Origin of the sequence: Paenibacillus vini, from assembly GCF_018403325.1 — a bacterium.
Taxonomy (GTDB): Bacteria; Bacillota; Bacilli; order Paenibacillales; family Paenibacillaceae; genus Fontibacillus; species Fontibacillus vini.
This window is the reverse complement of record NZ_BOSL01000006.1, coordinates 70,321-82,822: the sequence shown is the minus strand read 5'-3', so window position 1 is coordinate 82,822 and position 12,502 is coordinate 70,321. Positions and strand designations below refer to the sequence as shown.

At 51.8% G+C, this 12,502-nt stretch carries 13 protein-coding genes; 3 read left to right on the top strand and 10 right to left on the bottom strand.

The features are described 5' to 3' along the window. Window positions 1-1,125 (bottom strand): glycosyltransferase family 4 protein, encoded by a 1,125-nt coding sequence (locus tag KJS57_RS10960; protein ID WP_213654807.1) that lies wholly within the window; start codon window positions 1,123-1,125, stop codon window positions 1-3. 341 nt (window positions 1,126-1,466) lie between these two features. On the opposite strand from KJS57_RS10960, the gene KJS57_RS10955 reads away from it, so the two are divergent. Continuing rightward, on the top strand, window positions 1,467-2,912 hold the full coding sequence (locus KJS57_RS10955; RefSeq protein ID WP_213654806.1) for an RsmB/NOP family class I SAM-dependent RNA methyltransferase: 1,446 nt from the start codon (window positions 1,467-1,469) through the stop codon (window positions 2,910-2,912). Window positions 2,913-3,012: 100 nt separating this feature from the next. On the opposite strand, the gene KJS57_RS10950 is transcribed toward KJS57_RS10955, so the two are convergent. Beyond that, the gene (locus KJS57_RS10950; protein WP_213654805.1) at window positions 3,013-4,236 is read right to left on the bottom strand and encodes a copper amine oxidase N-terminal domain-containing protein; all 1,224 of its coding nucleotides are present in this window, start codon (window positions 4,234-4,236) and stop codon (window positions 3,013-3,015) included. A gap of 265 nt (window positions 4,237-4,501) precedes the next feature. On the opposite strand from KJS57_RS10950, the gene KJS57_RS10945 reads away from it, so the two are divergent. Continuing rightward, window positions 4,502-4,594: a YjcZ family sporulation protein gene (locus KJS57_RS10945; protein ID WP_213654804.1), complete on the top strand. Its 93-nt coding sequence runs from the start codon at window positions 4,502-4,504 to the stop codon at window positions 4,592-4,594. 77 nt (window positions 4,595-4,671) lie between these two features. Here KJS57_RS10945 and KJS57_RS10940 read toward each other — a convergent pair whose 3' ends face one another. The 5 genes from KJS57_RS10940 to KJS57_RS10920 form a co-directional block, all read right to left on the bottom strand. Next, window positions 4,672-5,484 carry a Cof-type HAD-IIB family hydrolase gene (locus KJS57_RS10940; RefSeq protein ID WP_213654803.1) on the bottom strand — a complete coding sequence of 271 codons (813 nt, stop codon included), beginning with the start codon at window positions 5,482-5,484 and terminating at the stop codon, window positions 4,672-4,674. Window positions 5,485-5,537: 53 nt separating this feature from the next. Next, a complete protein-coding gene (locus tag KJS57_RS10935) occupies window positions 5,538-6,308 on the bottom strand; it encodes a pseudouridine synthase (protein ID WP_211021100.1) in 771 nt (256 codons plus the stop codon). Between the two features lie 100 nt (window positions 6,309-6,408). Continuing rightward, window positions 6,409-6,882: a DUF309 domain-containing protein gene (locus KJS57_RS10930; RefSeq protein WP_213654802.1), complete on the bottom strand. Its 474-nt coding sequence runs from the start codon at window positions 6,880-6,882 to the stop codon at window positions 6,409-6,411. Further along, window positions 6,872-7,687, bottom strand: a complete 816-nt coding sequence (gene yjbM / locus KJS57_RS10925; protein ID WP_211021098.1) for a GTP diphosphokinase — start codon at window positions 7,685-7,687, stop codon at window positions 6,872-6,874. Before yjbM ends, KJS57_RS10930 begins: the two co-directional genes overlap by 11 nt. 27 nt (window positions 7,688-7,714) lie before the next feature. Beyond that, complete coding sequence (locus KJS57_RS10920; protein ID WP_213654801.1) at window positions 7,715-8,809, bottom strand: quinone-dependent dihydroorotate dehydrogenase; 1,095 nt, start codon at window positions 8,807-8,809, stop codon at window positions 7,715-7,717. Between the two features lie 183 nt (window positions 8,810-8,992). Here KJS57_RS10920 and KJS57_RS10915 point away from each other — a divergent pair, with 183 nt between their 5' ends. Further along, window positions 8,993-9,130 (top strand): hypothetical protein, encoded by a 138-nt coding sequence (locus KJS57_RS10915; protein ID WP_211021096.1) that lies wholly within the window; start codon window positions 8,993-8,995, stop codon window positions 9,128-9,130. On the opposite strand, the gene KJS57_RS10910 is transcribed toward KJS57_RS10915, so the two are convergent. From KJS57_RS10910 to KJS57_RS10900, 3 genes are all read right to left on the bottom strand, one after another. Beyond that, on the bottom strand, window positions 9,127-10,584 hold the full coding sequence (locus KJS57_RS10910; RefSeq protein WP_213654800.1) for a L,D-transpeptidase family protein: 1,458 nt from the start codon (window positions 10,582-10,584) through the stop codon (window positions 9,127-9,129). The genes KJS57_RS10915 and KJS57_RS10910 overlap by 4 nt on opposite strands. 198 nt (window positions 10,585-10,782) lie before the next feature. After that, a complete protein-coding gene (locus KJS57_RS10905; RefSeq protein ID WP_211021095.1) occupies window positions 10,783-11,025 on the bottom strand; it encodes a ferredoxin in 243 nt (80 codons plus the stop codon). 115 nt (window positions 11,026-11,140) lie between these two features. Beyond that, complete coding sequence (locus KJS57_RS10900; protein WP_213654971.1) at window positions 11,141-12,460, bottom strand: DNA polymerase IV; 1,320 nt, start codon at window positions 12,458-12,460, stop codon at window positions 11,141-11,143. Between the last annotated feature and the right edge of the window lie 42 nt (window positions 12,461-12,502).

Here is a 12,502-nt window from a genome sequence, read left to right as displayed (position 1 = left end):
TCATCGGTCAAATTGCAAATACAGTTTTTTCAGCTCGTGAACTACCCGATTCAGGGAATAATGGTTTTTCGCATAATCCGATCCCGACCGGGCCAACTCATAGCGATAGGCGGGATCGACGATGACCTTCTCCAGTGCGTCTGCCAAACGGATGGGATCCTCAGGCGGTACCAGCAGCCCGTTCGAGCCGTCTACGATTTGCTCCGCAATCCCGCCGACCTCAGAGCCTACGAGGGCCAGCGAGCAAAGCGCAGCCTCCGCAAATACCGACCCGAACGCCTCCGCGCGGGAAGGAAGCACAAATATATCGAAAAAGGGCATAAATTCTTCGGGATGCAGCGTATATCCATAAAAAATCGTCTCATCATAAATGCCGAGCCGTTGGGCCAATTCTTCCAGTTCCTTGCGGATCGGACCGTCGCCGATAATATGCAGGACATAATTCAGCCCTCTCGACTTGAGCTCGGAACAAGCCTGCAGCAGGATATCGAGCCCTTTTGCAGGGACGAGACGGCACACAGTAACCAATTGTGCGACTTCATTCTCATGCGGCACCGGTTTGAACCGTTTCTCATCGAAACCGTTCGGGATAATGCCAATATTTTCAGGCTGAGTCACATAGGGACTTAAATAATCGCGAAAAGAGCGGGAGACCGTATACATTCTGTCAGTTTTGTGCTCCATCTCTTTATATAGGGAAGTAAGAAACCGGTGTTCGAGGCCGTTCTCCTCTATCCGTCCGTTCAGAATCAATTCCCGCTCATAGCTGGAATGAATGCTCTGAATCACCGGCGTTTCCGGAAAAACCTCTTTCATCGCCAAACCCGCGATCGGGTGATGGGCATGGATCAGATCATAGGAGCGTTGAAGCCGCAGCCTCGTCCACCAGAGATAATCACGGTACGTTTGAACATATTTTTGCACGATCGGGCTCTCTTCAAATTCATGCCAATCGAACGTTTGAAATTCCACGGGGCCGCTGCCTTTGGAGCGAATCCGCTTGGGCAGCGAGAACAGCTCCATCTCCCAATGGGGAGCCTTGAATCGCTCTTGCAGATAAGGAATCATCGACGATACGCCCCCCGGCTGTTCCGGAGGAAAAAACAAAGCTTGCAGCAATTTCATAAGGGTTCTCCTTTGCTTCTCTTTCTAGTTTGCGGATGAACCGCTTGCTTCTCCATTATGCCATAGGCAGGACGGAACATCCATTCCCCTTTTGAGAATAAAAAAGGTTATGTTAAACTGCGAAAGTAACATTTCTTGTAAAAGATCAAGTTCAAAAAGTCAGGTTTCCAGGACCGAGAAGGTTGGAAGAAGATAGGGACTGAGTAGCGGAGCGTACATTAGGTACGTGAGCAACGGAAGGCCCGGCTGAATTCAAGATTCGACGTCGAATCCGCTTCATGATCTGCTTCGTCCTGGAAAGATGACTTTTTGAACAACCTGTAAAAAGGAGCATATCGCCGATGACCAAGCCAACCCTGCCTGACGCATTTCGCGCCCAGGTCTCAGCTATGCTGGGGGAAGCCGATAGTAAGTCGTTTTTCCACAGTTACGAAGCTCAGCGGACCTACGGGCTTCGCCTCAACACCTTGAAACTGAGCCCCGATTCGGCCGCAGCCGGAGAAATATCGGAGCTGTTCGGGCTTCGTCCTGTGCCGTGGTGCGATTCGGGCTACTATTATGAGGGCAACAACCGCCCAGGCAAGCATCCGTATCATGCGGCCGGACTTTATTATATTCAGGAGCCCTCGGCCATGTCGGCCGTTGAACTGTTAAATCCTCAGCCCGGTGAAACCATATTGGACCTGGCGGCCGCCCCCGGCGGTAAAACAACGCAAATCGCCGCCAAAATGAAGGGCGAAGGGCTGCTGATCAGCAATGAAATCCATCCGCAGCGCGCACGGATTCTCGCCGAGAATGTGGAACGCATGGGGATCCGAGGAACCGTGGTTACCAACGCAACCCCGGCAGAGCTTTCCTCCCGCTTTCCGCTCACGTTCGACCGCATTATGCTGGATGCCCCATGCTCCGGAGAGGGTATGTTCCGCAAAGACCCTGATGCCGTAGAAGAATGGTCTCCGGACGCAGTGGAGCTATGCGCCGCGCGTCAATGGGATATCCTGCGTGACGCGGTCGCCATGCTGAAGCCGGGCGGCAAGCTGGCTTATTCCACCTGCACCTTCAACCGGCGCGAAAATGAAGACACGATCTCCCGTTTACTGACGGAGTATCCCTTCCTCAAGCTGAGCGCCGAGAAACGAATTTGGCCGCATCTCCAGGAAGGCGAAGGCCATTATGTTGCCTTGCTGGAACGAACCGCCGACGGGGCGGTGGCCGAGAACTCGCTGCAGGCGGAGCCTGGGCGAGACAAGGACAGCAAGAAGCGTTCCGAGCGTGCAGGCAGCCGCCATCGCGCCGGACAAGGCGGCAAGTCCGCCGGCGGCCGCGATACCGCTGCCGCCTTGGACGCGTTCCGCGCCTTTGCCGCGGACGAGCTTCCCGGCTTCGCCGCGGACGGCGAGCCGATCCTGTTCGGCGAAGCGCTGTACCTGCTGCCCCGCAGCGAGGGGCTCGCCTTGAATGCGGAGCGTCTCACCGGCCTAAAGATTCCGCGTGCCGGTCTCCAGCTCGGCGAGTATCACAAGGGCCGGTTTATGCCCGCACACGCACTGGCCATGGCGTCAAGCGCCGCCGGTGACGATGCCGTCCGCGTCTGGACACTCGCGGCGGACTCACCTTCCGTCACCGCCTATCTCCACGGGGAAACGCTCCCCGTACCTGAAGATTTGCGCGGCTGGTGCCTGGTCGCCATCGCCTGCGGCGGGGAGTGCTTCCCGCTCGGCTGGGGCAAGGCGAGCGGTGGCCAGCTCAAAAATCACCTGCCCAAAGGCCTGCGGTGGCCCGGATAAATCGGCTTTGAATCGCATTCTCAACATAAAAATGACGGCGCGAAGATTTATCATCTCTGCACCGTCATTTTTATTTGAATTTAATACCGCTATACATATGTCATTCGGAATGGGTACCCGTTTTCCCGGTTTTCAGGTTATAAGTAAACACTTTAATCGGCTTATTGTCGAACGGACTGTCGTAACTGAACAGAAGGTTTCCGGTCGAAGTATCTTCGCCCAGATACCCCAGGATATCTCCATGGTAAGGGACATCATTGTTCCGGGCGTAGTCCAGATCATCGCCTGTCAACACCTTATCGTACATTTCCACCTTCGTGTTGTTTTTCAGGTCAATAACCGTAACAAATCCACTTCGGTTCGGCCTGACGACCAGATAATCCTTGCCCGCTCCCAGAACCGCATAGTTCTCATCTTTGCCGGCCAAGGTAGGCAGATCATATTTCTCAACCTCTTTGCCTTCGGAATCGAACACGCTCAGCGTCCTGCCGTCCGTCAGCAAAGTACGCTCAACATACTCATTCTTTGCCTCGTCCAAATATTGATAGTAAATCTCATTTTCTTCATAACGCTGGAAATAGCTTGCTTTCTTTTGGCTCACGATGGCGTTGTTACGCACGAGAACTCCATATACGTCGTAATTGATATGAGGCTCTCCGTGATTATCCATAATCGTCAACAGCATATTTCCATTGCTTGTCATAAACATATTCAGCGATATCAATTCCTTGAAATCCGCATCCACTTTTCCGACCTTAACCGGGGCTTGTTCATATGGGTGGGCAATATAAAGTTCTCCGGTTCCCCGCTTCAACCAAATGTTGCTGTTGACCCCAATCCCCTTCACGATTTCATTCGATTGGGAAATGCTTACCGTTTGTGTCTTGGCATTCCATTTAACATCAGCTCCGGTCGCTTCGGACAAAAAGCGCAGCGGAACATAAATCCTTCCATTGACCAAACCGAGCGGCGCCGTCAAGGTTTTCGCTTTGCCGTTCACAGTCGCTTTCTCTGAGCCGTAATTCAGTTTAACCGTCAACTCCGGATAAGTCATCGTCACTGTTTTGGAAGAGGAGTTCCAGAATACAACGCTCCCGAGCAGCTCTCCAATATCCCGCAATGGCAAATAAACCGTGCCTTTTTTGATGTAGGGAGCAGAATTCGGCTGAAATTCATCGCCGTTCATAGTGACCTTTATCCCGCTTGAGACTTGAGCAAGAGAACCGCTTGCCGACGCCGGAGATGAGAACGGAAGCGAACCGGCGATCGTGACGGCCAGGGCGGCAATGGACACCATAGCGTGAATTTTTGATTTGAATACCATCGAGCAATACCTCCATTATGAAAATTAGGAAACCCTACCCATACACACATTAATATGACGTTTCAACCTCGCAAGAAGTTCCGGAAACCTCCAATTTTCTTGAATGACAGTGAGCCAATTAGGCAATTAGAGGGACAGGAGGCAAGGCCATATCCTAATTCCGTAACAAAGAGGACTTCTGTCCATACCGTCTACCACGCTTTGCATACAATACAATATCCCGCCAAACGACGGGATTAAACCGTAAAATAGGGGAGGAATAACAATGGGTGAAATTCACGGCGGCTTCACTTCGACAGGAGCTATTCTGGTGCTTTTCATTTTGCTGGTTATCGTTTCCCGCGCTTGGGTCCTGTAACGCACAGACCACCTGAGATTGAAAAACCGCGGAGCTTATGGCTCGGCGGTCTTTTTTTAGTTACCGGCTATCGCTGATTATTTAACGGACTCCTCAAAGCAATATTTTTCCAAGGCCAGCTTGACCCCTTCTTCATTGTTGGATGCCGTAACTGCATTTGCCGCCGCTTTAACCTCGAGCGGGGAATTATCCATAGCCACGCCGAGTCCGGCAAAGGTCAACATCGTTAAATCGTTGTAATAATTGCCGATCGCCATCACTTCTTCCGCCGGGATGCCGCGTTTTTCGGCCAGTTTTTTCAGAGCTGCGCCCTTTGACGCTTCTTTATGCATGATATCGATAAAAAAGTCGCCGCTCCGTAAAACGTTAAACTCCTGAGGCCAAAGATTCCAGTCCGCATGTATCGCATCCAGTTGCTGCATTTCCGCCGTAATCGTCATTTTCACGATCGGTTCCTTGAAATCGGCCCATTCCGGAAGATCCTTCGGTTCCATCATATAAAGATGGTACATATCGAGCGCTTCCTTGCTGAGACCCGACGCCCCCTGTACATACAAAGAAAATGTGGTGTTGACGTCATAATGCACGCCTTTCTCGCGGCAATAATCAATATACCGATCCAGCCCTTTAGGGTCCAAGGCGAATTCATGCACGATCTCCTCGGTTTGCACATCAACGGTTGCAGCTCCGTTATGGGTTATTACATACCCTTTTAAGCCCATTTCCCGCATAAAAGGAATCGAGTTGACCGGAGCGCGCCCGGTGCAAAGCACAAATTCCGTCCCTTGCTCCGCAATCCGCTTGATCGTTTCCGCCGTTCCCGGCGACAGTTCATGATCATCATTCAAAAGAGTACCGTCGACATCCAGAGCAATCAGTTTGTATTTCATCTCTAAACTCCTTCGTGCATGATCCCAGCGCAGGGCACCCCCTGTCACGCCGCTCAAATCATGTTCTGTTTATTTTTATAGGAACGCAGCGACTCCAATTCCTGCCCGGTCAACTCGCGGAATTCACCGATCGGCAGCTCTTCATCCAGCAAGAGCGGGCCCATCGATATCCGCTTCAGATAGGTGACCTTCGAGCCAACAGCCTCAAGCATCCGTTTGACCTGATGGAATTTCCCCTCCGAGATCGTGAGGAAGATTCGCGTTCTTGCCTGACCATCCTCATAGGTGCCATGCTCCGCCACTTCCATCCGGGCCGGCAGCGTTACATATCCGTCGTCCAGTTCAACGCCTGCGGCGAACAATTCGGCTTCACGATCCCCGATCCGGCCTACACAGTCGGCTAAATACGTTTTGGGTACATGCTTTCTCGGAGAGAGCAAATCATGTGCGAGCTGCCCGTCGTTCGTCAGGAGCAGCAACCCTTCGGTATCCTTATCTAACCGTCCGACGGGGAAGGGCGAAAACACCCGAAAATCCACAGGCAGCAAGTCCAATACCGTTCTCTCGCGCAAGTCCTCGGTCGCCGAGATTACACCCGGCGGTTTGTGCAGCATAATATAGACAAATTCCCGGTAAAAAATCTTCTCTCCGTCAACCTCGATCACATCCGTGTTCGGGTTGCTCTGGATTCCGCTGTCTTTGACCACGGTCCCATTGAGCGAAATTCTTCCCTGCTTCACCATTTTCTTAATGTCGGAGCGGGAACCGTATCCCAAATTACCGAGGATCTTATCGATGCGTTGCGTCTTTTTTCCTTCACTCATAGACTTAGTTCCACCTCCAGCCAACAGATGTATTGTAACATAAACATGCAAAATGCAGCCGCTCCTGGGGAGTAGCTGCATCTTTCCGATTCCGCACGAATCAATTCCGTTGTTTATTCGCTTCACGCGCTTCATGCTTGGCTCCCCGGCGGGGGCCGCGCTGCTGCGGAATATTCGGCGCGATATGCTGAGACGCTTGCTCTACCGCCTGGATCAGAATGGGGTCCCGCAACTCGATGCTCAGGTCATAATAATCAAACGGCTCCCGGTCATAATTCTCCAGCCTGCCCGCATAGACCTCCGCCTCGCTTCTTAAGCGGCCAAGATCGATCCCAAGCGCGTCTGCGGGATACGGCGCAAGCCGTTCCGTTGCGGAGCGCAGCATCTTTCTCCCGCCCGTGACGTTACCGTTCCGGAAATGATACAAACCGACCGCTACCTGAAGCAGCCCTTTATACAGCGGCTCCCTGTCCAGCTTAAGCCAGAGTTCTTCCAGCACCTCATGGCACTCGAAATAATCCCGGTCCCGATTAAAATAGATCAGGTAAGCCACGTACAGCGGCTCATAGCTCATCTCCGGGCTCCTCCACTTTTTTGGAAGCCTTGATCAAGCCTTTGACCCCGGCGAGCAGATCCTTCATCCCTTCCATATCATGGTTTTGCCACAAGCGGTCAAACCGCTCCTGCGCATCGATCGCTTCGGAAACGAGATGGTAAAAATACAACTGATGGATCGCCGCAAGCAACTGGGAGACGATATTCGAATTGTCCTCGAAGCTCTTCTGCGCGATCAGAATCTCCTGACGGATGCTGGACATTTCATTATCCAGCACATTCGCCGCCTCGGCAGCTTTCTTCAGACGCTTCCTCATCTCATCTGGCAGACTCTCTTTAAATTTATAGTTCAGGGAATGTTCAATCGTCGCCCAGAAATTCATCGCCAGTGTCCGGATTTGGATTTCGGCGAGCACGTTTTTTTGGCCGAGCGCCGTCTGTACCGGGTATTCCACGATCATATGGAAGCTGCGATATCCGCTTTCCTTGTAATTCGTAATGTAATCTTTCTCATACAGTACGGTCAGATCCTTGCGCAGTCGGATATATTGCGCTACGCGGCGGATGTCCTCCACGAACTGGCACATGATCCGAATACCCGCGATATCCTCGATCCCCGTCTCCAGATCGTCCATCGAGACGTCCAATCTTTTAGCCTTATCGAGAATGCTTGAAATCTTCTTGACCCTGCCGGTCACAAATTCAATCGGAGCGTATTCCTCACGCTTCTTCAACTCGGACCGCATCGTTTTGAATTTAACCTTCAGTTCCTCAACCGTTTGCTCGTAAGGAAGCAAAAAAGTTCCCCAATCTCTATTGTCCATTGCGTGTGCCTCCTGTCTTCTCTGCCGTTAGCGATGGTCGGCCCCGACCGCTTCGGATATATGGGCGAAGCCGTCCCGTCTCAGCAGTTCCCGCAGCCCGCGATGCAGTTTGCGGTTAATTTCAGGTCCTTCATAAATCAAAGCTGTATATATTTCCACCAGACTGGCGCCGGCACGGATTTTCTCGTACGCGTCGGCCGCGGTGAATATGCCGCCCGATCCAATAATCGGCAGCTTGCCTCCGGTCTGGCGGTAAACCCGTGAAATGATGTCGGTCGACCTTTCGCGCAGCGGCTTCCCGCTGAGGCCACCGGTTTCCTTTGCGTTCGCGTGGGTCAAGCCCTCGCGGGAAATCGTCGTGTTCGTCGCGATCAAGCCGGATACTCCGCTCTTTTGAATCGTAGCGACCATAAATTCCAACTCGTCATCGCTAACATCGGGAGCGATTTTTACGAGCACGGCCTTACTCTTTCCATGACGCTTGGCCTGGATCGCCATTTCTTCCTTTACCGCTTCCAGAAGAACCGACAACTCGTTCCCATGCTGCAGATTACGCAAGTCCGGGGTATTCGGTGAACTGATGTTCACCACAAAAAAGTCGGCGTAAGGATATAACACAGAGATACAATGCTTATAGTCCAGATGCGCGTCTTCATTCGGGGTGATCTTATTCTTCCCAATATTGACCGCAACCGGAATCGGCCTTGATTTTAGTGCTGCAAGCCGCTCCGCCATCCCTTCCGCTCCGCGGTTGTTGAAGCCCATGCGGTTGATTAAAGCCTCCTCCGGCGGAAGCCGGAACAACCGTGGCTGCTCGTTGCCCGGCTGGGCTTTGGGCGTAACCGTCCCCACTTCCATAAAACCGAATCCGATCGCGGAGAAGCCTTCCACCGCATCGGCATTTTTATCAAGCCCTGCCGCAAGTCCTACAGGGGAAGGAAAAGGAACGCCGAACAATTCCGTAGACAATTCCGGCGCCTTTGAGGTTCCGTACATGCCGCGCATCAGCGGAACCATGCCCGGGACTTTAGCCGCTGTATGTAGACCGCCGATCACAAGATGATGGGCTTTTTCCGGATCCAATTTAAAAAATATAGGTTTCCCCAAATGGCGATACAACACTGTTTCATTTCACTCCGATCATTTCTGTCCTCACAAAAAAACTCCATATCCAGTTTAGCGGTTTCCGGCGCAAAAGAAAAGTTTATCTCTGCCGAAAATGCGGAAACATGAATATGGAAATTTGTTATGAAAGCCATTACAATGAAGAATATACTTCTGTAATTTAAGGAAGGGGATTAACCGATGTCAACGAAACGCAAACCTCCAACACTGCAGCAAAAGAAGGATGAAGTCAACAAAAAGGCGCTCATCTGGACAAGCTCGGTCATCGCCGCTCTGATTATCGTGGTTGCCGCCGTCATCGTGATCGCGCAGCTTTAATCCAGCCAGTGGTATGTACGATGGGGATTGGTCTGATCCTGGCGGTCACTAAGGGCAAAACGCTCTTCGGGAACCAATTCCAGCTTCGGAAGAATCCCCTTTCCAATCGTTACTTTCGAACCCCTTGGAAGCAGATCAAACAGTTCCTCCACATCCTTCTTCGACATCCGGACACAGCCCAGGGACTGATCCTTGCCAATGCTATCCGGCTCATTCGTCCCATGAATCGCATAATTCGTGTCCGAAAGTTGCATGCCGCGACTCCCGAATTCGCCGTCATCCCGGCCGTTCGGATTCACGACTTTATCCGAAATTCGGAAACTTCCTTCCGGCGTCTTGTCTCCCCCGAGACCTACCTTATAACTTCTAATGATAATATTTCCGCTTACAACCGCCAAAGTATGGGTCTTCGAGTCCACAATTGCCTCCAGCGGTTTCGTGAAGAACGGTTCTTCCCCCGAACTCCAATACCCGTTCAGCGGTTTTCCCGCAGCTTCTCCCGCTTGACCACCGCCGGCAGTACTTACATCCTTATCCCCGTTTACGCTCTGCTTCTTAAGCATTCCCAGCATCGGCTCGAACGCTTCCTGCATGATTGGGTCGCTGCCTGCAATCCAGTTATTCGGAAAAGTTCCCGTCAACCCCTTCAGGTTTTCAGGCCATTTGCCTTCCGATTGCTTGAACTGCTGTATGGCCGAAGCAAGAACCGCCAATGACTCCTGGCGGGCGATCCATGCTGGGGCGTCCTTCTGGAGCCTGGATACATCCGGCGGCTCGCAATCGCAGGCTTTAGCGTCGTAGGACTGAACCTCCAACATGCCGCTTGCCGGGCTTTGGGTCAACCCGTAAACGACAGGCATGTCTTCGGACCATACCGCCCACTTTCCGGACCGTTTCATTCCAAGCACCGCGGTCTCCAGGGCCTCCTCAGCCTTACCGTCCTCAAAAACATTTCCCAATGCCTTGTGCTTGTCCCCGGCTTCGCCGAAATAAGTTTCCGCCGTATAAGCAAGCTTTGCCGGAGGTTTGTCCAATTGTGATTGCCCTGCCGGTTTACTATTCAAAGGCGTGACGGAATCCTGGCTCAAAGGTTCGGCTTCTTCCTCCAGTTTATCTACGGCACCTCCCGCTGACATGATATGTCCCGGAGCATACGCGGAAGGCAACCAGATTAATAAGAGCAGCACGAAGGCCAACCCGGTTTTTCTCAGCAACTGAATATGTTTTTCCTTACGTCTGGATTCTCGCAGCAGGTTCTCCTGGTATTCCTTCCAAAGGTCGGCCGGTAGCTTGCTGGATTCAAAGGCCTCATATACACTTCCCGCCTGTATGTAACAATAATGCGCTTTGCCTTCTTGGCCGGTCGCTTCGTATTCCTTTCCCAACAGATACCAGGCCATTTTATTTTTAGGGTGATTCTCCACGTATTTCTTGAGATAACCCGAATGGCTCATCGTCATCCTCCACATGGACAAAATTGTAATCTACTACTTCCACTATTAACTATATCGGCAAAGAAATGGCCGTTGCAAAGTTATGAAGCCAGCGGAGTGAAAATCACGACTTAGGACCTAAAAAGCCAGCATCATAAAAAGAAGGCCCCCGCTTTAAACGCGGGGGCCTTCTTGGGAAACTTGATTTGCCGACGAGAATTAGCCTTCTTTATTGAAAGGAGTGTCCGCAATCTTGATGGAGTCGGTCGGGCATCCATCGCAAGCATCCTGCAGATCATCAAACAAATCGTCTGGAATTTCGGTTACGCCTCGGTTAGCGTCACTGTTGTAAATGACTTCGGCCAGACCCTCATCGTCGTAATCGTAGATGTCGGGTGCCGTAGCGCCGCATGCGCCGCAAGCGATGCAAGTATCTTTTTCAACCCAAGTATATTTAGCCATCTCTTCTGCCTCCTGAATAAACGGTACAAGTCCGGTTCTTAGTTTGTCACCAAGTTCAATATAATATAAAGTGAAAGCAATTTCAATTCAAATTCCGTATTATACCAATCGAAAATCAGGATTCGTCCTGCGGCTTCCGCAAGAAGTCAGTCTGGAGCGACGTCCCGCGAATTTTATGGTTCCGGATTAGCGCGGAAGGATCGTTCGTCAGCATTCCCGCGGTCAAAACCGCATTCTCGCCAAATTTATCACGCAACAAATCCATGGTTTTCGTCAACGATTCTTTACGGGGCTGCTCCTCATAATCAAACAGATCAAGCTGCAGAGCAGATTCCTCTTTCATCACCAGGTTTTGCAGCGTAATTCCAAGCAAGCGGACCGGCTTCTCCCCGTTCCAATGCCGCTGGTACAGCTTGCAGGCTTCACGGTATACCTCCTCTGCCCGGTCAATGACCGTTTCCAGAGTTTGCGAGCGCGTGATCGTCTTCATATCCGGCGTACGGATCGTAATTTGAACCGTTTGCGCCATCATCTTCTGCCGCCGCAGCCGGCGGGTTACCTGATCCGCCAAATTGAGAAATACCCGCTGGATCTCGTCCAAATTTCGGATATCCTGCGGCAGGGTCGTCGTATGGCCGATCGATTTGTTCTTCTCGCGGTCTTCCATCACAGGAGAATCATCGAGTCCATGGGCCGCCTGCTTCATCCAATGGCCGGTTACGCCAAATTTCTCGACAAGCTGCCGTTCGTCGGCTGCCGCAAGCTGACCGATCGTGAAGATCCTCATCCGTTTGAGCTTCTCCGCCGTTTTGCTCCCGATACCGAACAACTCATTGCAGGGTTTATCCCATAATAGCGCGGGGACGTCTCGGATCCGCAAAACCGTAATCCCGTTCGGCTTCTTCATATCGGAGGCCATTTTGGCAAGGAGCTTATTGGGAGCGATCCCGATGGAGCAGGGAAGTCCTAGCTCAAGGGCAATTCTGGATTGAATTTCTTGCGCGATATCCAGTGGAGTACCGAACTGCTTCGACCCGGTAATATCCAAATAGCATTCATCGATCGAAACGGCTTGCATCAAGGGTGTATACCCGTAAGCAATATCCATGAACGCCCTGGAGTATCTCCGGTACAAATGGAAATTCGGCTGGATCACAATCAGGTCGGGACATTTCTTCAATCCTTGGCTTACCGTCATGCCCGTGGAAATGCCACGCTTCCGGGCTGTATACGAGCACGTTACGATTACGCCCTTGCGCAGCTCCACGCTGCCCGCTACTGCTGTCGGCCGATTGCGGTATTTCTCGGGCTCCTCAGCTTCATGTACGGAGCAATAAAATGCGTTCATATCGACATGCAGCACAACCCGGCCGCGGGCGGGATAGTATTCATCGATATTGCCAGGCACTTTCAAGACCGTCCCCTCTTTTAACATTGTTCTTCCAGCATACTCTTTATTCCAAATGCCGGTCAACAA